This window comes from Mesorhizobium sp. B2-9-1 (assembly GCF_006439455.1).
GTDB lineage: Bacteria > Pseudomonadota > Alphaproteobacteria > Rhizobiales > Rhizobiaceae > Mesorhizobium.
Genome location: NZ_VFTP01000016.1, coordinates 53,585 through 70,110 on the forward strand (window position 1 = coordinate 53,585; position 16,526 = coordinate 70,110).

21 protein-coding genes, 2 tRNA genes and 2 pseudogenes are annotated in these 16,526 nt (G+C 62.2%); 9 read left to right on the top strand and 16 right to left on the bottom strand.

Features of this window, described 5'->3' with window-relative positions; genetic code table 11:
- Positions 1 to 807: an ABC transporter permease gene (locus FJW05_RS22270; RefSeq protein ID WP_140635729.1), complete on the top strand. Its 807-nt coding sequence runs from the start codon at positions 1 to 3 to the stop codon at positions 805 to 807.
- A gap of 438 nt (positions 808 to 1,245) precedes the next feature.
- Here FJW05_RS22270 and FJW05_RS22275 read toward each other — a convergent pair whose 3' ends face one another.
- Positions 1,246 to 1,788 carry a cytochrome b gene (locus tag FJW05_RS22275; RefSeq protein WP_140635731.1) on the bottom strand — a complete coding sequence of 181 codons (543 nt, stop codon included), beginning with the start codon at positions 1,786 to 1,788 and terminating at the stop codon, positions 1,246 to 1,248.
- A 210-nt stretch (positions 1,789 to 1,998) separates the two neighbouring features.
- Positions 1,999 to 2,358, bottom strand: a complete 360-nt coding sequence (locus tag FJW05_RS22280) for a metalloregulator ArsR/SmtB family transcription factor (RefSeq protein ID WP_140541088.1) — start codon at positions 2,356 to 2,358, stop codon at positions 1,999 to 2,001.
- Positions 2,359 to 2,789: 431 nt separating this feature from the next.
- Between FJW05_RS22280 and FJW05_RS22285 the strand changes: the two genes are divergently transcribed.
- The 3 genes from FJW05_RS22285 to FJW05_RS22295 all read left to right on the top strand — a co-directional run bounded on the left by FJW05_RS22285 (position 2,790) and on the right by FJW05_RS22295 (position 3,806).
- On the top strand, positions 2,790 to 2,984 hold the full coding sequence (locus FJW05_RS22285) for a hypothetical protein (RefSeq protein WP_140541087.1): 195 nt from the start codon (positions 2,790 to 2,792) through the stop codon (positions 2,982 to 2,984).
- A 107-nt stretch (positions 2,985 to 3,091) separates the two neighbouring features.
- A complete protein-coding gene (locus FJW05_RS22290) occupies positions 3,092 to 3,337 on the top strand; it encodes a DUF982 domain-containing protein (RefSeq protein WP_095767103.1) in 246 nt (81 codons plus the stop codon).
- A gap of 226 nt (positions 3,338 to 3,563) precedes the next feature.
- Positions 3,564 to 3,806, top strand: a complete 243-nt coding sequence (locus tag FJW05_RS22295; RefSeq protein ID WP_095767102.1) for a DUF982 domain-containing protein — start codon at positions 3,564 to 3,566, stop codon at positions 3,804 to 3,806.
- Between the two features lie 278 nt (positions 3,807 to 4,084).
- Here FJW05_RS22295 and FJW05_RS22300 read toward each other — a convergent pair whose 3' ends face one another.
- Both FJW05_RS22300 and FJW05_RS27985 read right to left on the bottom strand, forming a co-directional pair.
- Positions 4,085 to 5,044, bottom strand: a complete 960-nt coding sequence (locus tag FJW05_RS22300) for a glycosyltransferase (RefSeq protein ID WP_140635733.1) — start codon at positions 5,042 to 5,044, stop codon at positions 4,085 to 4,087.
- A gap of 110 nt (positions 5,045 to 5,154) precedes the next feature.
- A pseudogene (locus FJW05_RS27985) lies at positions 5,155 to 5,382 on the bottom strand (DapH/DapD/GlmU-related protein); the annotation flags it as partial.
- Between the two features lie 458 nt (positions 5,383 to 5,840).
- Here FJW05_RS27985 and FJW05_RS22310 point away from each other — a divergent pair.
- Positions 5,841 to 6,626 (top strand): hypothetical protein, encoded by a 786-nt coding sequence (locus tag FJW05_RS22310; RefSeq protein WP_140635735.1) that lies wholly within the window; start codon positions 5,841 to 5,843, stop codon positions 6,624 to 6,626.
- Positions 6,627 to 6,793: 167 nt separating this feature from the next.
- Positions 6,794 to 7,720, top strand: coding sequence for a hypothetical protein (locus FJW05_RS22315; RefSeq protein WP_140635737.1), 927 nt, complete (start codon positions 6,794 to 6,796; stop codon positions 7,718 to 7,720).
- A 166-nt stretch (positions 7,721 to 7,886) separates the two neighbouring features.
- Here FJW05_RS22315 and FJW05_RS22320 read toward each other — a convergent pair whose 3' ends face one another.
- From FJW05_RS22320 to FJW05_RS22335, 4 genes and pseudogenes are all read right to left on the bottom strand, one after another.
- On the bottom strand, positions 7,887 to 8,195 hold the full coding sequence (locus tag FJW05_RS22320) for a HigA family addiction module antitoxin (protein WP_140541083.1): 309 nt from the start codon (positions 8,193 to 8,195) through the stop codon (positions 7,887 to 7,889).
- Positions 8,196 to 8,222: 27 nt separating this feature from the next.
- Positions 8,223 to 8,500: pseudogene (locus tag FJW05_RS22325) on the bottom strand (type II toxin-antitoxin system RelE/ParE family toxin).
- 82 nt (positions 8,501 to 8,582) lie between these two features.
- A tRNA-Arg gene (locus FJW05_RS22330) sits at positions 8,583 to 8,659 on the bottom strand.
- A 55-nt stretch (positions 8,660 to 8,714) separates the two neighbouring features.
- Positions 8,715 to 9,020: an ETC complex I subunit gene (locus FJW05_RS22335; RefSeq protein WP_140635739.1), complete on the bottom strand. Its 306-nt coding sequence runs from the start codon at positions 9,018 to 9,020 to the stop codon at positions 8,715 to 8,717.
- A 247-nt stretch (positions 9,021 to 9,267) separates the two neighbouring features.
- On the opposite strand from FJW05_RS22335, the gene FJW05_RS27940 reads away from it, so the two are divergent.
- The 3 genes from FJW05_RS27940 to FJW05_RS22350 all read left to right on the top strand — a co-directional run bounded on the left by FJW05_RS27940 (position 9,268) and on the right by FJW05_RS22350 (position 11,697).
- The gene (locus FJW05_RS27940) at positions 9,268 to 10,236 is read left to right on the top strand and encodes an NAD(P)H-dependent oxidoreductase (RefSeq protein ID WP_140541081.1); all 969 of its coding nucleotides are present in this window, start codon (positions 9,268 to 9,270) and stop codon (positions 10,234 to 10,236) included.
- 135 nt (positions 10,237 to 10,371) lie between these two features.
- A complete protein-coding gene (locus FJW05_RS22345) occupies positions 10,372 to 11,547 on the top strand; it encodes an NAD(P)/FAD-dependent oxidoreductase (protein ID WP_140635800.1) in 1,176 nt (391 codons plus the stop codon).
- Positions 11,548 to 11,620: 73 nt separating this feature from the next.
- Positions 11,621 to 11,697, top strand: a tRNA-Pro gene (locus tag FJW05_RS22350).
- Positions 11,698 to 11,936: 239 nt separating this feature from the next.
- Here the strand turns inward: FJW05_RS22350 and FJW05_RS22355 are convergent.
- From FJW05_RS22355 to FJW05_RS22390, 8 genes are all read right to left on the bottom strand, one after another.
- Positions 11,937 to 12,182, bottom strand: coding sequence for a hypothetical protein (locus tag FJW05_RS22355; protein ID WP_140635740.1), 246 nt, complete (start codon positions 12,180 to 12,182; stop codon positions 11,937 to 11,939).
- A 24-nt stretch (positions 12,183 to 12,206) separates the two neighbouring features.
- Positions 12,207 to 12,590, bottom strand: coding sequence for a type II toxin-antitoxin system VapC family toxin (locus FJW05_RS22360; protein ID WP_140635742.1), 384 nt, complete (start codon positions 12,588 to 12,590; stop codon positions 12,207 to 12,209).
- Positions 12,587 to 12,844, bottom strand: a complete 258-nt coding sequence (locus FJW05_RS22365; RefSeq protein WP_140635744.1) for a type II toxin-antitoxin system prevent-host-death family antitoxin — start codon at positions 12,842 to 12,844, stop codon at positions 12,587 to 12,589. Before FJW05_RS22365 ends, FJW05_RS22360 begins: the two co-directional genes overlap by 4 nt.
- 220 nt (positions 12,845 to 13,064) lie before the next feature.
- The gene (locus FJW05_RS22370) at positions 13,065 to 13,487 is read right to left on the bottom strand and encodes a type II toxin-antitoxin system VapC family toxin (protein WP_140635746.1); all 423 of its coding nucleotides are present in this window, start codon (positions 13,485 to 13,487) and stop codon (positions 13,065 to 13,067) included.
- A complete protein-coding gene (locus FJW05_RS22375) occupies positions 13,484 to 13,738 on the bottom strand; it encodes an Arc family DNA-binding protein (protein ID WP_140635748.1) in 255 nt (84 codons plus the stop codon). The genes FJW05_RS22370 and FJW05_RS22375 overlap by 4 nt, the downstream gene beginning before the upstream one ends.
- Before the next feature lie 72 nt (positions 13,739 to 13,810).
- Positions 13,811 to 14,515, bottom strand: coding sequence for a DnaA regulatory inactivator HdaA (gene hdaA / locus FJW05_RS22380; RefSeq protein ID WP_140635750.1), 705 nt, complete (start codon positions 14,513 to 14,515; stop codon positions 13,811 to 13,813).
- A 1-nt stretch (position 14,516) separates the two neighbouring features.
- Positions 14,517 to 15,779 carry an AI-2E family transporter gene (locus FJW05_RS22385; protein WP_246673597.1) on the bottom strand — a complete coding sequence of 421 codons (1,263 nt, stop codon included), beginning with the start codon at positions 15,777 to 15,779 and terminating at the stop codon, positions 14,517 to 14,519.
- Positions 15,676 to 16,308, bottom strand: a complete 633-nt coding sequence (locus FJW05_RS22390) for a CDP-alcohol phosphatidyltransferase family protein (RefSeq protein WP_140635752.1) — start codon at positions 16,306 to 16,308, stop codon at positions 15,676 to 15,678. Before FJW05_RS22390 ends, FJW05_RS22385 begins: the two co-directional genes overlap by 104 nt.
- Positions 16,309 to 16,526: the final 218 nt, after the last annotated feature.

Sequence of the window (16,526 nt, forward strand, 5' to 3'; positions counted from 1 at the left end):
ATGCCGACCTACCGCCCCGGCCCCGTCTCGCTGCTCCTCGCCGTGCTGGTGGCGCTCTTCCTGCTGATGCCGCTGCTTGCCGTCATCCCGGTGTCGCTGACGCCGAGCCGGATGCTGACCATGCCGACGGGTGAATTGTCGCTGCGCCACTACCGTTCGCTGATCGAGGATCCACGCTGGTTGGACTCGATCCTGCTGTCGCTCAGGATCGGCATCGTCAGCAGCGTTCTCTCGACGGCACTGGCGCTCACCTTCAGCCTCGGTGTGTGGATGTTCCAGCCGCGCTTCACCGCCGCTCTTGTCGGCTTCGTGCTGTTGCCGATGGTTGTGCCGCCGGTGGTCTCGGCGGTGACGCTCTATTTTCTGCTCACCTCGGTCTCCGGCCTCACCTCCTTCTTCGGCTACGATACCTGGCTGGGCGTCGCCATGGCGCATTCGGTGATGACCGTGCCTTTCGCCACAGTGCTCATCCTGGTGTCGCTCAGCCAGCTCGACCGGCGCATCGACCTTGCCGCGCGCGGGCTCGGCGCCAGCGTATGGGAGCGCGCGACGCGCGTCATCATGCCCAACATCAAGTTCGGCATCGTCACCGCGGCGCTGCTGTCCTTCGTGCTCTCCTGGGAGGAGATCGGCGTGACGCTGTTCATCACCTCGGTCAATGCCATCACCCTGCCGCGCCTGATGTGGATGGGCCTGCGCGACAACATCGACCCGGCGATCGCCGCGCTTTCGGTGATCCTGATCATCATCACCGTGCTGGTGCTCGCCGCGCGCAGCGCCATCACAAGGCAGCGCGGCGCACGCTAGAGCATTCACCGTCTCACGCAAACGGCGAACCGCTCTATCTCTTTGCCGGGCTCGACTTCGATAGGCGGAACACTAGAGCCGGTATGACCACTGCCTGTCGCCGCCGTGCTCATGGCGTAGCGTCGTCGGCCGGAGGCAAGGCACGTCGTCAACCCGAAACGAACACGTCGTCAACCCGAAACGAAAGAGGCCCGCCGGAGCGGCGAGCCTCTTACGGAGCCGAAGTGGAAGCTCGGCACCGTCATGATCCGGGGGTGTGGATCGACTTGAAATTTAGCCAACAGCGCCCGGCCCAGCGACTTACAAATCTGTAATCTTCGGCCCGGCAGGATCAGGCGACACCAACAAAAAGAGGCACGTTATCATAGCCTTGCGAGCGGCCGCGATCGCGCCGTCACGGCGCCTTCAATCAAAAGTGATGGAGCGGAAACCGGCTGACTACCGATTCCGCGGCAACATTCTGATCAGGACCGTGTCCCGGCGAATGAAGTGGTGATAAAGCGCAGCCATGGCGTGCAAGCCGGCCATGATCAATATGCCGTTCGCGCAGAGCGAATGAAGCTCGCGAATAATGCGTGCGGTCACTCTGTCCGGGGCGAAGGGTGCGGGAATCGTAACCAGGCCGAAGAAGCTCAACGCGTCGCCCCGGAACCAGGTCAACAGGATCCCGAGGACGGGGATGGCGACGAGCAGGGCATAGAGAATGAAATGCCCGATCTTCGCCGCTGCCTGCTCGGCAGCGGGCATTTCCGACGGAAGGCCAGGCGCGCCCCTAAGGCCGCGCAGCACCACCCGCCAGAACACGAGCGCGGCAAGGAGAAGGCCAAACGAAATGTGCAACCGCCAGAAGAATGCGACCGCAGGATCCCCGCGGGAATAAAAAGCGTCACCATAGGTCAGCGCATAGAGCAGGACGACGAGCGCGAATAGTGTCCAGTGAAGGAACTTCTGGGTGGACGTGTAGGTCATGGCGAGGGCCATTCCGAAGGGCTCCGTTTGACAGGTCTTCCCGTTTCGGACGCTTTCCCGGCAGACTTGTGGCCGCTAAATTAAGAATTCGTAAGACTACAACAAACCGGCAAAACGCAAACCAGCGCTTTGCGTGTTGCATTGCCGTCTATTCTCGTCCACGCCATTGAGGCGCCGCGCCGGACGAAGGCCCCCCGGCCTCGTCCGTGCGTGCCAGTCTGTTCAGGCGGCTTGCGGCCGCCGCATCCTCTCGACAAACGCCTGCCTTGCCGGTCCGGCAAGCGGCTTGTCCATGGTCAGCAGGCCATCGAGCAGCGCCAGGAGCTCGCGCGCTGCCGAAGACTTGCAGGAATAATAGACCATCTGACGATCGCGGCGGGTTTCGACAAGGCCAAACCTGCGCAGTTTGGCCAGGTGTTGCGACAGCGCCGACTGGCTGAGTTCGACCTTGTCGGCGAGCACGCCGACCGAGAGTTCGCCCTCAGCGAGGTAGTTCATGATGAGCAGACGCTTCTCGTTGCCCATCACCGCAAGAAAGGCTGCCGCGCTTTCTGCGTTGGCGGTAAGTTTCTTGGTGACCATCGATTTCCCCATGGTTCATGCTCTTCCGAAGAGCCATGGGGGCAATGGCTTCGGAGTTCCAGAGCGTTGACGGGCCTGCCCCGATTTGGACGGGACCTGCCCTGCTTCTTTTCGACCAGAACCCCTTCGTAACCCGGTTGCCACCACGTCGGGGTTGCTGGTCTCGGACAGAACGCACGGCGCTTTTCTCGACGCAAGTCAATGCAGACTCGGAAAAATTCCGTGCTGCTAATGCGTATCAGCGCAGCGCTCATTCGGCAAGAATATAACGAGGCGGGCAAAAACAGCGGTCAGCCGCAGCCTAGAAAGCAGGCCGGCCGAGGCGGCTTACCAACGAGGCCTGCGGCGATGTACCGGCGACTCACTCCCGATCTTGAAGCATGCTAATATGTTAGCCGGGGCAGAGAGGGGCCGGGCTATAGGAGGAAGCCATGACCGCTGTGCGCAACACATTCACCCCCGACGAGACGGCCATGCTTGGCCGTGTCTACGCGAACGGCAATATCGAGGGCGAGACCGCCGAACAGAAGGAAGCGCGCGCTTCGCGCATCATCGCCAATTACATGGCGGGCATCACCGACGAGGCGGAATTGATGGAGCTTTCGCGGCGGCCGCTTGGCAGATGAGCTACGTGCGCCACCTTCGTGATACGGCTTCACGTTAAGTTGACGTTCCGGATCGGAACCACGCGGCAAAATTTCGTGTTCCGACATGTTTCGGGAGAGCTTTCGCGATGATCCAGGGATGGTTTTCCAGGCCGGTCGAAGTCGCCGTCGGCGTTTCCGGCTCTATCCGGCATATATCCAACGCGGAGCAAGCCGTCGAACTGCTGACCGGCCAATGGCGCGATGCCGGCAGCGCGCTGCATGGCGCGGCGCTGCGCGCCTGCCGCCGGGCGATCCGCGGCGACATCGCGGCGGACAACGCCAGGGAGGCCTTTATCGTCGCCGCGCGCGAGGCGCATGTGCTGGTGGAATAGAGCGTTCCAAGGCCCTTTGCCGCGCGATTTAGCGGCCCGGATCGCGCGCCAGCCGGTGCCCATGAGCCGGTCCGAACGCGGCCTGTCGCCACCTTAAGATTCTTCGGAACTTAATGCGCGGTGGTTGGTTAACGCGCGGGTTCCGCATCGCCCCGCGGACCTGCATCGGGCGCCCATCCGGCGCCGATTGCTTGCTCTAAAGACAATCACAAGAACGGAGGAAGTGATGAACGATGTCTGGTTTTCCGAACCAGTCGTGATCGATTTCCAGCCAAACGGCCAGCGCAAGGTATCAAGCTGTTTCGAGGCGATGGAATGCCTCGACCAGCGCTGGCCGGGGCCGGCGCGCGGCGGCGCCTGGCGCTCGGCAAGCCGTGTCTGCCGCGATGCGCTCGATGGCCTGCGCAGCCCGGTGGAAGCCCGCAAGACACTGCGCAAGGCGGCCAAGGTCGCCGGCCTGCTGGCGTAGCCTCGATTTCCATTGGCGCCCTACCAGGGCGTCGCCAAGCCCGTCGCGGTTTCCCATTGCCGCGGCGGGCTTTTGTTTTCAATGAGGGCGAAGCGACGACCGACACATACTGCAGGACACCACGCATCCCGTGAGACACGTGAGAAACGCCGGCCGCGGGCTTCGGGGCTGCCTGACGGGTCCAGGCCGTTCCATTTTGGCGAGTCGGAGCCGCAACGCGAGCGCCGGTAAACGGTCGGTTCCATAGCGGCGGGCGCAAACCAGGCTTGCGCGCCTGATCAGGCGAAATCGCCAAGCACTTCGGGAAACTGGACCGCCATCGCTCCTTCATCCGCCTGCCGGGCGTAGAGCCGATGCATCTTCGTGCCGTCATATCTGGCCCGGCGGCGCTGCACGTCCTTGCCGAAAAGACCGGCAACAGCGTCGAAGCGCCGGATGATGCGCTTCATCACGCCGCGTTCGAAGGGTATGCGCTGCTCGAACGGCTTGCGCCAGGGCGTGTCCTTTGCCAGGTCGCGCCATATCCTGAGAGCTTCGAGTTCGACGCCGACCTGATTGCCCCACGGCTTGCCGCCCGCGAAATGCCTGGCCCAGGCCTGCGAGAAGCGAAATTCTCTCGCTCCAAGCGATTGCAGATTCCAGTTGGGGTGCATCGTTTGCCATTTGCCCTCGAAGACGACGTTCAGGGCATTTTGATCGTTCATCTGGCCATGAATGGCGGTCTTTCGCGTCTGCTCCAGCAGGGCGTTCTCCCGGACGGCGTTCATGTCGAAGACGACGACACCGGAATTAAAATACGGCGCTCCGGGCGCCAGCTTGAGCTTTTGCCGGTATGAAGGCCTGAAATACATGTAGTCGTCATGCGCGGCGAGCAGCGGCGCGTGCAGCCGCTGCCCGGCCAAGTCATTGATATCTCTGTTGAAGAGAACATCGCAATCCGTGTATGCGATGCGATCATACGACTCGAAAACCGGAAACTGGTCGGCGAAAAGCCGAACGTAAGCGGCAATGCTGTGTGTTCCAAAGCGAAAGCCGAAATTGGTCATGAAATCCGTGACATCGACCAGTTCGACCTTGCCCTTAAGCAGATGACGGGCGACCTCAAGGTCCGTTTCGCTTGCGCCGGTGTAGAGCAGAAAGCCGTCGATGGGCGTGGAGACATCAATTATCCGGCGCGCTGTCAGGCAGGCATATGGAAAGTAGTTGCCATCGGTCGCCAGGAAGAAACACGATTTCATTTTCCGCTAACCGCTAGCCGTCATCTCGTTGCGGTGCCTGCCACAAAATGCTTCTCGACGAAAGTCTCAATCGGGCCGGTGAGCGAGGCCGCCTCGCGCCTGACCTTATCGTCGTCCCAGCGCCACCACTGGATTGCCAGCAGCTTCGCTATGGTCTCCTCGGGGAACCGATATCTGATCAGTCGGGCTGGAGACCCGCCGACGACGGCATAAGGCGGCACATGTTTGGTCACGACGGCACCGGCGCCGACGACCGCGCCATCGCCGACCTCCACGCCCGGCAGGATCATTGCACCATTGCCGATCCAGACGTCATTGCCAACGGTGATGCCGGCCGGCTTGCCGCCTTTTGCGGTTGGCTCCGGCTGATTCAGCAACTGGCTGTAGATTGGAAATGAGGTTGCGCTCTCGGTCGGATGCTGGCCAGAGCAAATGAAAACCACACGACCGGCAACCGAGCAGAAGGCGCCGACTTGCAACGGAGCATCCTTCAAGGGGGCCAAGACTTTTCGCCATGTCACGCCATAGGTATGGCGGCCAACGGTCACATGCTCCGGCAATCCGGAGCGCATGTCCCTTAGCCATTTGGAAAGCGCCGACATCCAGATCCCTCCCCAATACTTCTGCGACATAGCCTCGGACCGGCCGAACCATCAACCGGGAACTTCGGTCGGCGCAAGGGAGCGACCCACCGAAAACCTGTTATCCGCGCAACGACATTGGGGAAATTTCGAGTGGATTGAGGTTGCCTCTGTTGGTAGAGGGGAGCGTCTCAGACACATCTCCCATAGATCGAATGAACGACGTTTTTGGCTATATCGCCTATGGCGATAACGAGGTTTATCACTTCGGCGCGCTGCTCAGCGCGCTTAAGCTTCTGCACAATTGCCCAGGCGCCAGGATAATCGTCGCAACCGACAGGCCCGAATTCTTTCGCCCATACCCCGTAGAGACAATCGCTATAACCGCCGACCAGAAAGAGTTGATGTCTTTCGGCCGGCGCTATCATTTCGGCATCAAGGCTGGTTTCCTGATCGAGATCCTGAAGCGAGCGGACCGCCTGATCTTCATGGACTCGGACCATTATGCTTATGTCGATCCATCCAGAGGGTTCCGACAGATTTCTCCGACACGTTCTTTCATGCGTAAGTGCGAGGGCGAGCATCGGCTTTACCCGGTTCTCACAGGCAAAGGCGTCAAAATCGGAGACTACACCCTGACAGGCCGCGAACCGATGTGGCAAAGCGGAATCCTTGGCATTCATCGAGCCAATGCCGGTGCATTGACCGAGGCCTATTCCGCGATGTTGGCCGTACGCGAATTGACCAATACGGACGCACCGGAGCAGTTTTGCATCGGCGTCGCGCTCTCTCGAAATGGCTTGACTCTGAGCCGACACCGCCTCCCGGTCAGCGACTACAACACACGCGGCAAAAAGGCTTTCGCCAGTCCGCGCGTGCTGCAGTTCTTCAAGATGTACAGCGACGCTCCAATTGCCGAGCAAATAAGAAGAGCCGGCTGGTATCGCCTATGGCGAACTCCTATAGATCTATGGCGCCAGCGAGACAGGTGGTCACTCTAAACTGGCTATGAGAACTGACGGCAGGAGGGGAATGTTTCGCCGGATCGAGCAGTTCTGCCATTGATTTCAGCGCTCCGACTCGACGCCTTCGATCTCCTTTCCATACCAGGGGCCAAGGGATCGAAGGCGAACTTCCCTTTCTCCTCACGTCACGTTATGCAGGCCAAATGGGCCTGAAGATTGTCGATATCATAACCAGAGCGCCGGCAATCATCGCGGCGAAGGAAGCCAGAAATGGCTTAGTGTACAAGGCTTTCGAGCATCGGGGCCGAGCCGCTGGACGCATTTTTGCAGACCGCCTGAAAGCCACTGGTGCATCGCATGTCTGTTTCACAGTGGCGTTCAATACGCCCTGGGTCATAGATGCGCTGGCCAAGGCATGGGAAATGCACCCGCCGGGAATGACCCTGGCCGTTGTCGACAATTCGACCGATCCGGCATCGAGACAGGTAATAGAAAGCATCTGTGAGGTAAGAGGCGTACCTTACTTGGCGCTGCCGATGCGGGTGGAGAAACATCTGTCAAGATCGCATGGAACCGCGATAAACTGGGCTTATCATAACATCATACGGCACCTGGAGCCTGAGTTATTCGGCTTCATTGATCATGACTGTTTCCCGGTAGTGCCTTTTGACATCCCGGCCAAGATGAAAGGCAAGGTTGTCTACGGCAAGCTGTTCCTTCCAGGTCGAAATCATATCCACGAGCCGAAGCCGACCGATCGACACTGGAATTTATGGGCAGGCTTCTGCTTCTATCGCTTCTCCGCCACGAGCGGACGAAAGCTGAACTTCGAACCCCGCTTGAACAAGGGGCTTGATACCGGCGGCGCAAACTGGAACGTCCTTTACTCGCATTTGGACAGGACAAGTGACGTTGCGGTAGCCATCGCGCGGGAAAACCCGATGACGATGGCGGGCGCGGTCGGGCACCATGAGATCATCGAGGAAGCGTTCTTCCATGTTGCCGGCGTATCCTACCCTGACCGACCCAGTTATCACCGCAGAACAGCCGACCATCGAAAACTCATCCGTGACTACGTCTGGAATACATATCTTGGCGGCGCGAGCGGCAGGGTAGCCGAAGACTTTTAAGCGCCGACCAGATCTTCGGGCCAAAAGTGTTATCCATGTCTCCGGTATAAACCGTAACCTATGTGTCCGGAACGCGCCCAAAAAAATGGCGATCCCGGCAGGATTCGAACCCGCGACCGTCGGTTTAGACGGCCGGTGCTCAATCCAGCTGAGCGGCGGACCGTTGTTACGCTGCGTGCAGCGTTGGGATAGCGCTGACATCCACGTCCCGTTCGGCATGCCAAGCATCATGAGCCGCCTGCATGCGAAGCCAGATCGCCGCGCCGTCGCCGAACATCTTTCCGAGCCGAGCCGCGACGGCCGGCGAAACCGGCTTCCTTTCGCGAGTGATATCGTAGAGCTGCTGTCGCGAAATCCCGAGCAGCCGGGCGATCTCCACCTTAGTCTTTCCAGTCGCCGGGATGATGTCCTCAAGCAGAGCTCCCGGGTGGGACGGGCAACGCTCGACGGGACGCTTCGGCTTGTGCTCGCTCATAAATCCGACTTCCCCAGTCTGTCCGCCTCAATGATACTGTTCGAAATCGACGCGGCGGCCTTTTCGCCATCGAATTCAAATGTGATGCACCACGGGCCGTTCACATGGACCGTATAACGGGTCGGATCGAAGCCCTTTAAGGCATGAAAATCAAACCCTGGCAGGTCCATATCTTTTGGCCGCTCAGAGGCCGCAAGGCGGTCAAGCCGGACAAGGATGCGCTTGTGCATCTTGGCATCGATCTTTCCAGTTTTCCCGGTGGAGAACAGATCTGCCAGCGCTTTGCTTTTGAATGACTTGATCATGCGTCATGTAAGCAGATAGCGTACACAAACCAAGTTGGCGTAAGCAAAAAACGTACATTTGCGTCGACAAGATTGCCAAAAATGGCGATCCCGGCAGGATTCGAACCTGCGACCATCGGCTTAGAAGGCCGGTGCTCTATCCAGCTGAGCTACGGGACCGTCGGCCGGCCGGGCCGGCTGAGGCGGGTTACGCCAGGCGACGCAAGACCGGGAGTCAATGCGTCCAGGGCGTCCTGCGGTCATAGCGGAAATTGTCCGAATAGGAAATCTGCCGGCGCTTGGTTTCCTTCGGCTCTTCCACGCGATAGGCGATCTTTTCCTTCTCGGCATAAGCCACAGCCTCTTCCTTCGTCTCGAAGGTGAGCTTCACCTGGCTCAGCATGTCGCCCGAGGTGGTGTAGCCCATCAGCGGGTCGATCTTCTTGCGCTGGGCGGGGTCGAATTCCAGCACCCAATGTCCTGTCTTGGCCTTGCCGGACTGCATCGCGGTTTTGGCTGGACTGAAAATTCGCGCGGACATGACCACCTCTTTGCCGCCCGAAGACCGGGCACCTTGTTCGGCGCGACATCAGAGCCTCCCGCAGGAGGCCTGAAATCTCGCGCCAATCCGTCATTACTGCGCAATGGCCGCGGCGGCAAGGCCGCAAGCGGCCAGGCCCCCGCCACTGCGTAGGGAACCTCGCTGCGCTGGCGACATTATCGAAAGGTCGGCCGACCGGCCCGGGCCGGCCCAACCCTGTGAGCCCATCAGAACCGGACGTTTCGCCATGACCAATGCAACCGAACACGCCGTCCTGCAGCTCGCTGTGCTTGTCGGCAGCCTGCGCGCCCAGTCCTTCAGCCGCAAGATCGCCAAGGCGCTCGCCGCCCGCGCGCCGGATTCGGTGCGCTGCCGCTTCATCGAGATCGGCGACCTGCCGCTTTACAACGAGGATCTGGATGGCGACAGCCCGCCTGCGGCGTGGGCGGCTTTCCGCGCGGCGATACGCGAATGCGACGCGGTGCTGTTCGTCACCCCGGAATACAACCGCTCGATCCCGGGCTGCCTGAAAAACGCGCTCGATGTCGGCTCTCGTCCGCCGGGCAAGAGCGTGTTCAAGGGCCTGCCAGCCGGGGTCGTCAGCGTCAGCCCGAGCAAGATCGGCGCCTTCGGTTCCAATCAGGCGCTTCGGCAGACCTTCGTCTTCCTCGACATGCCCGTGATGCAGCAGCCGGAGGCCTATATCGGCAATGTGGCGGAGCTGCTCGACGATAAGGGCGCCGTCACCAATGCCGACACCGCCGCCTTCCTCGAGAATTTCATGGCCGGCCTGGAAAGCTGGATCAGGAGGGTGCATCCCGGCGGCTCGTCCTTCGATGCCTTCATGAAGCAGCGCGAGAAGATCGCCGAGGACTATGTCAATGGCGATGCCACCTCGCTGAAGGCGATCGTCACCCACGCCGGACCGGCGACGTTCTTCTCGCCGCGAGGCGACCATCTCGAAGGCGCCGAAGCGGTCGCCGGCCGCTACGAACGCGACGCTGCAAGCTTCCACAAGGGCGGCAACACCGACCTTGAGGTGCTGCAGGCTTCGGCAAGCGGCGATCTGGCCTTCTGGAGCGGCTTGCAGCATGCCAAGGCGCGCATCGGCAAGAACGGCGAGGCGACCGAGATGACCTTGCGGGTGACGGAAGTGTTCCGGCTGGAGGATGGCGCGTTCAAGCTGGTGCATCGCCACGCCGACCCGGCTCATTAGCCGGCGCTCGTAAAAATCCGCGACACAATGCCGGAGGTCTCGCAACATCCGCCTATTCCTTTTGGCACGTGAGCGGCATATGTCAGATACATGGTCGTGCCAGTTGAGGGCATGATGGCGACGATAAAGACACCAATGGACGCGGAAGCGAAAGTCTTGCCGTCGGGGGTCGGCGAGCCTGCGATACTGGAAGGCGCGATTGTCATCGGCGCGGGCGCCGCCGGGCTTGCCGCCGCTTATGCGCTGGTCAAGGCCGGTGTGACGACGCAGGTCCTGGAACGCGAGCAACGGCTGGCCGAGCCCTGGCATCGCCGCCATGACAACCTGCACCTCAACACGCATCGCGACCTCTCCTCGCTGCCGGGCGTTTCCTTTCCGGCGGGAACGCCGGCCTTCCCGCACCGCAGCGCGGTCATCAGCCACCTCAACGATTTCGCCGAAACGCACCGGCTGCCGATCGCCTTCGGCGTCAAGGTCGACGAGATCGAATTTCGTGGCGACCACTGGCTGCTGCGGACAAGCGCGGGCTTGAAGGCGGCGCGCTATGTGGTGATCGCCACCGGGCGCGACCGGCAACCCTTCATCCCGGCCTGGAAAAGCATGGAGGATTTTTCAGGATCGATCATCCACTCGGCCGATTTCGGCAGGGCGAGCGATTATGCAGGCAAGACGGTGCTGGTGATCGGCGCCGGCAATTCCGGCTTCGACGCGCTCAACCATCTTTCCCGCGCCGAGACGGGCCAGATGTGGCTTTCGGCGCGCAACGGACCTTCGCTGCTGCCCAAGCGTATCGGCAAGATCGCCGTGCACCGCTTGTCGCCGGTGATGGCGAGCCTGCCGACAAGTCTCGCGGACGCGGCCATGGCGGCAACGCAGCGCCTGGTGTTCGGGGATCTGACGAAATACGGCCTGCCCCCTGCCCCGGCGGGCGGCGCCAGCCGGCTCGGTTCCGACTATACGGCGATCGCCGCCGACGACGGCGCGGTCGATGCCATCAAGGCCGGGCGCATCATCGTGGTGCCGCAACTGCGCGAATTCAGGCGCGACGGGGTCGTGCTGGACAACGGCCAGACGATCGCGCCCGACATCGTCATTGCCGCCACCGGCTACCGCACGGGGCTGGAGACGATGCTGGGCCGGCTCGGCGTGCTCGACGCCAAGGGCGTGCCGTTGTACAACGGCGCCGCGAACGACCCGAAGCTGCCCGGACTCTGGTTCACCGGCATGCGGCCGAGCATTCGCGGCTGCTTTGCCAATGCAAGGATCCAGGGCGCTGCGATCGCCAGGAAGATCGCCGGCCAGCAACGCTGAGCGGCATCGCCAGTTCCGACCTCGGTTTTTATGTTGCCTTCCGGGCGTGCGCCCCCTATACGCCGCGGGACGTCGGAGTGTAGCGCAGCCTGGTAGCGCACCTGATTTGGGATCAGGGGGTCGCGTGTTCGAATCACGCCACTCCGACCATTGCCTCTTCCCCAGGACAACCCAGGGCGGCCACTTCCGGATCTGTAACGCGCAAGATCGGATGGCATTAGCCGGCGATGGGGCGGGAAAAGGTGGGAAAGGCCGGGATCAGCCGCGCAAAGCCGCAGAACGCAAGGGATTGAGCGACAAGCGGCGAGACCGGAGCGAGCGGCGGCCGAAAATCGACCGCGCAACTTCAGTTGGCGCCAAAACCGGCGACCGGAGCGGCGCGCGCAAGATCAGTTGGCACTTGGACCGGGGCCGACAAAGGTCTCAACGATGCCCTTGGGAACGAAGCCGGCGAGCACGCAAAGACGCAGGCCCAGCTTGGTGCCGCTCAGAGTTTCGGACGCTTGGTCGCCTTGCCCTGCTCGGTAAAGCTCCATGTCCTGCAGGAGCTGAACGCACCGATCGGCATCAACCGTTTGGGCCGAAGCCCCGGTTGCAATGAGCAAGCCTACTGCCGAAAGCGCAATGCCGCGCATCAATCCCCCTCCTTACAGGATCGCTCAAATCGCGCCTTCGATGTCGGTCTTGGAGAAATCGTCGCCGACATAGAGCAGCCGGCAGGCCCGGTCCTTCGCCACTTCATAAGCAAAGCAGTCGCCGAAGTTGAGCGCCGCGGCGTGGATGCCTTTGCCCCATCGCGCGTAAGCCTCGGCAACACGCCGAGCCGCGCCTTCGGTGACCGGCGTAATCTCGAAGCCGAGCGCGTCGAGCAGGGATTGCACTTCCTCAGCCACGCCGCGTCGAGCGGCAACAATCAGGAGCTCGGCTACGGTTCCTGCCGATATCAGAAGTTCGTCTTCCGTTTCGAGCGCAGCGATACAGGCGTCCGCCGCTGGCTCGTCGAGGACGATGGCGATCAAGGCCGAGGTATCGACCGCGATCATTCCGGCAGGCCGTCATCGCCATAAAGGAAATCCTGGCTGCGCGCCGCAGGCGGGCCGGCACTGGCTTTCGCGGCGCCGGAGGCCCGGACGGCCTGCAGCAGGCTCCGGCGGTGCGTCCGGTCCGGCACGGACCGTAGCGGGACGAGACGCACGGCCGCGTGACCGTGGCGGGTCAGGATAATCTCATCTCCAGCCTCGGCCCGCCTCACCAGTTCGCTCAGCTGCCCCTTGGCGTCTGTCACGGATATCTGCATGACAACCCATAATGGACCTGATTTGGTCCATTAAATAGACCATTTGATGGTCCATTACAATGCCGCAGCTCGGAGAGCGGTAAACCCGCCGGGCGAGAACCCCAACACCTCGAGCCCGGCGAGCCTACAACCCGATCTGGTACGCGACCGGGACCGGGATCAACCGGCGAAGGCTGCGCTGCAAGATGGATGCCTGAAAGATTGTTCCGAAACGGGACGGCTACTCAGCCGGCTCCCACGGGTTGATCACGGACACGCCGGCCGCATAAAACGGCGCGGCATCACGCGACGCAACCTGAAAGCCTTTCGCGGCGGCGATAGCTGCCATGTACCCGTCAGGCACGGTAAATCCCTTTCCGGCGGCTCTCGCCCTTACAGCAAGACCGGCGTAGCGGCATGCCGCCTCGGCGTCGAAGGCCAGGATGCGCTGATCGAAGATTGCACAAATCCCGGCAAAGGTTTCGGCCAGCGCATTTTTCCGCCGGCCGGCCGGCATGGCTTCGATGCCGAACAGCACTTCCGCCAGCGTGATGCTGGACAGATAGAATGTCTCGGCGACCTGCTCGTCCATCCAGGCCAGGACCGCGGCGTTAGGTTGCGGTCTCATCACCTCCGAAACGACGTTGGTGTCCAGGAGGATCATTCGAATTTCAGCGGCTCAGCCGGGCTTTTCTCACGGGCTTGTTCAAGCGCTTCAACGTCCTCGTCCGTCACGCCCGCCCGGCGAGCAATGGCGGACATTAGCGTGCCCACCCTGACGCGACCCTCCGGCCGAACCGCGTCTTCCAGAATGGCACGGATTTCCGCCTCCGTGCTGCGGCCATTGATGGCCGCGCGCACGCGCAGGGCGCGATGTGTCTCTTCCGGAAGATTTCTGATCGTAACCGCTGTCATTGATATCAATCCGATCTCATTGCTATCACATAGCATAGTGGACCCTGATTGTCATGCGCAGGCAGTTCAGCCTCAAATATCGAACTCGCCCTGCCCTTCGTCCATGGCGCTCACGGTCTCGGCGGCCAAGGCGCGGGTGATCGGCGTCTTGCGTTCGAGGGCTGCGCGGTCGAGGCGTTCGACGATGCGCATGGCGGTGGCGAGGGAGCGCTCGATGCGGCGCACCAGATATTGCACCACATGCGGCTCGACCTCGACCTGGCGGTCGGCGAAGAGCTTGGTGATGACGCCGGCGAGCAAAAGGTCGTCCGGCTCGTGGATCTCGACCGTCGCCGCCGCCTTCAGCCGCGAGATGAGGTCGGGCAGCGCGACGCGCCAGGCGGAGGGGAAACGCCGCGCCGTCAAAAGCAGCGTCGAGCCCGCGCCGCGCACGGCGTTGATCAGGTGGAACAGGCCCTCCTCGTCGACCGCCGCCTTGTCGATGTCGTCGATGAGCGCCGGCCGGCTGCCGAGCCCGGCAATGTGCTCGCCGATCCGGCCGGGATCGATGGCGGCAGCATGCGTCCGATCCTGCCAGATGCGGGCGAGGTGCGTCTTGCCCGAGCCGGGCGGCCCGGCCAGCACGACCACCGGCGACGGCCAGTCCGGCCAGCGGTCGATCAGCGATGCCGCTTGCGCATTGGTGCCCGAGACGACGAGCTCGTCGCGCGAATAGCCGGTGCCGTGGCCGAGATCGAGCGGCAGCTGGCGCGGCGGGTCGGCTGGCTGAGCAGCCATTTCAGCCCCGTGTCGAGCGATGGCCGCCGCCGCGATCGGCCGGCAATTGCGGCGCGGGCTGGGTGGCGTGGCCTTTGTAAAGCGGCGATTCGAGATAGCGAGCGATGGCGAAGCGCACCAGCACGGCAATCGCCGCCGAGGCCGGCACGGCAATCAAAAGGCCGACGAAGCCGAACAGCGCGCCGAAGGCAAACAGCGCGAACATCAGCCATACCGGGTGCAGGCCGACGCTCTTTCCGACCAGCCGCGGCTGCAGGATGTTGCCCTCGATGAACTGGCCGACGAAGAACACGCAGGCCACGGCGACCACCATGGTCCAGTCCGGCCAGAACTGGACGAAGGCGACGCCGACGGCGAGCACCAGCCCGGTCAAAGAGCCGACATAGGGAATGAAGGAGATCAGCCCGGCGAAGAAGCCGATGAGGATGGCGAAGTTCAAGCCGGTCAGCGTCAGGCCCGTGGCATACATGGCGCCCAGCACCAGGCAGAGCGTGCCCTGCCCGCGCACGAAGCCGGCGGTGGCGGTGTTGATGTCGCGGGCAAGCGCGCGCACCGTCTCGACATGATCGCGCGGCACCCAGCCGTCGACCTCGGCCACCATGCGGTCCCAGTCGAGCAGCATGTAGAAGGCGACGACCGGGGTGACGACGAACAGGCTCACCACCGAGACCAGCGCTACGCCGGAGCTCCAGATCGAGGTGAACACGGTGGTGAGCAGGCTGAAGCCGGTGGTGAGCAGCGAATTTAGCCCGTCGCGCAGGCCGGCGGCGTTGACGCCGAAACGCTGCTCCAGCCATTTCGGGTCGAAACTGGTGATCAGCGATTGCAGGCGGGTGAGATATTCCGGCAGCTTGCGGGCGAAATCGGCCATTTGGGTGGCCAGCACCGGCACCAGGATGACCAAGGCCAGCACCACCACGACGATGAAGGCAATCAGGATCACCACGGTCGCCATCAGGCGCGAGAGGCCGAGCCGCTGCAGCCAGTCGGCGACCGGGTCGAGGAAATAGGCGAGCACCATGCCGGCGACGAAAGGCAGGAGGATGCCCGAGAAAATGTAGAGGAACAGCGCCAGCAGGACCGCCGTCGCCAGCCAGAAGAAGACCTGGCGGCGAAGCCCGCCCGAGCTGTCGTCTGCCGCGATCGCCGCGGCTTCACCGTCAGGCGCCCGTGTCGGAGCCGCCCGACTTGCCGATGCCCGACTTGCCGGTGACCGACTTGATGTCGCCGGTTTGGAAGTTGCTCGTCCGGGAGCCTTCGCCATAGCCGCTCATATGCCTTAGCCAGGCCACGAGATAGGCTGCGGCCGAAGCCACGGTCAAGACCCCGGTCAGCAATATGAGCGCGGTCCGCAACGGGTCCAGGTGCACGGAAAAGGCAAGTTCGCCCAGCACAAGCGCCGCCAGCACGATCTGCGCGGCGGTGTTGGCCTTCGACACGAAGAGCGGCTTCACCTCGACCGGATGGCTCATCACGCTGGACAAGAGCACGGCGCAGACGATGAGCCCGTCGCGCGAGACCATGGTCACCACCAGCCAAAGCGGCAGTTCGCCGGCAAAACCCATGACGACGAAGACCGAGACAAGCAGAAGCTTGTCGGCGATCGGATCGAGATAGGCGCCGAGGCTGGACGACTGGTTCCAACGACGCGCGATGAAGCCATCGACGCCGTCTGAGATGCCGGCAACGAGGAATCCGGCGAAGGCCCAGTCCCAACGCGCCTGCAGCATGGCTAGCACCACCGCGGGCACGAGCAGCAGCCGCATGATCGTGATCATGTTGGGAAGGGTCACGTGATGTCCTGTCGTGTTCTTGTAGAGAAAAAGATGAGTGAGATAGCGGGTGGGCGCAAGGGAGGATCTGCTGATCTCGCCCTGTGGGAAGATGACCGGCAGGCCAGGGGGGCAAAGGAATGCCGACATTCGGGTTTTGGCGAGGACAGCAGTCAGCAGGCAATCTGAAAGTTGAATAGAGATTTCCCTGATATGCCAGCGGGACAGCGCCCCCCCCT

Excerpts from the sequence above, each read along its gene's own strand:
- FJW05_RS22375 (WP_140635748.1), bottom strand. The coding sequence starts at position 13,738 with ATGACAGCGGTTACGATCAGAAATCTTCCGGAAGAGACACATCGCGCC.
- FJW05_RS27940 (WP_140541081.1), top strand. The coding sequence starts at position 9,268 with ATGACCAATGCAACCGAACACGCCGTCCTGCAGCTCGCTGTGCTTGTC.
- FJW05_RS22355 (WP_140635740.1), bottom strand. The coding sequence starts at position 12,182 with ATGCGCGGCATTGCGCTTTCGGCAGTAGGCTTGCTCATTGCAACCGGG.
- FJW05_RS22320 (WP_140541083.1), bottom strand. The coding sequence starts at position 8,195 with ATGAGCGAGCACAAGCCGAAGCGTCCCGTCGAGCGTTGCCCGTCCCAC.
- FJW05_RS22315 (WP_140635737.1), top strand. The coding sequence starts at position 6,794 with ATGGGCCTGAAGATTGTCGATATCATAACCAGAGCGCCGGCAATCATC.
- FJW05_RS22335 (WP_140635739.1), bottom strand. The coding sequence starts at position 9,020 with ATGTCCGCGCGAATTTTCAGTCCAGCCAAAACCGCGATGCAGTCCGGC.
- FJW05_RS22310 (WP_140635735.1), top strand. The coding sequence starts at position 5,841 with ATGAACGACGTTTTTGGCTATATCGCCTATGGCGATAACGAGGTTTAT.
- FJW05_RS22295 (WP_095767102.1), top strand. The coding sequence starts at position 3,564 with ATGAACGATGTCTGGTTTTCCGAACCAGTCGTGATCGATTTCCAGCCA.
- FJW05_RS22370 (WP_140635746.1), bottom strand. The coding sequence starts at position 13,487 with ATGATCCTCCTGGACACCAACGTCGTTTCGGAGGTGATGAGACCGCAA.
- FJW05_RS22300 (WP_140635733.1), bottom strand. The coding sequence starts at position 5,044 with ATGAAATCGTGTTTCTTCCTGGCGACCGATGGCAACTACTTTCCATAT.
- hdaA (WP_140635750.1), bottom strand. The coding sequence starts at position 14,515 with ATGGCTGCTCAGCCAGCCGACCCGCCGCGCCAGCTGCCGCTCGATCTC.
- FJW05_RS22365 (WP_140635744.1), bottom strand. The coding sequence starts at position 12,844 with ATGCAGATATCCGTGACAGACGCCAAGGGGCAGCTGAGCGAACTGGTG.
- FJW05_RS22285 (WP_140541087.1), top strand. The coding sequence starts at position 2,790 with ATGACCGCTGTGCGCAACACATTCACCCCCGACGAGACGGCCATGCTT.
- FJW05_RS22280 (WP_140541088.1), bottom strand. The coding sequence starts at position 2,358 with ATGGTCACCAAGAAACTTACCGCCAACGCAGAAAGCGCGGCAGCCTTT.
- FJW05_RS22345 (WP_140635800.1), top strand. The coding sequence starts at position 10,372 with ATGGACGCGGAAGCGAAAGTCTTGCCGTCGGGGGTCGGCGAGCCTGCG.
- FJW05_RS22270 (WP_140635729.1), top strand. The coding sequence starts at position 1 with ATGCCGACCTACCGCCCCGGCCCCGTCTCGCTGCTCCTCGCCGTGCTG.
- FJW05_RS22275 (WP_140635731.1), bottom strand. The coding sequence starts at position 1,788 with ATGGCCCTCGCCATGACCTACACGTCCACCCAGAAGTTCCTTCACTGG.
- FJW05_RS22385 (WP_246673597.1), bottom strand. The coding sequence starts at position 15,779 with ATGGCGAAGGCTCCCGGACGAGCAACTTCCAAACCGGCGACATCAAGT.
- FJW05_RS22290 (WP_095767103.1), top strand. The coding sequence starts at position 3,092 with ATGATCCAGGGATGGTTTTCCAGGCCGGTCGAAGTCGCCGTCGGCGTT.
- FJW05_RS22360 (WP_140635742.1), bottom strand. The coding sequence starts at position 12,590 with ATGATCGCGGTCGATACCTCGGCCTTGATCGCCATCGTCCTCGACGAG.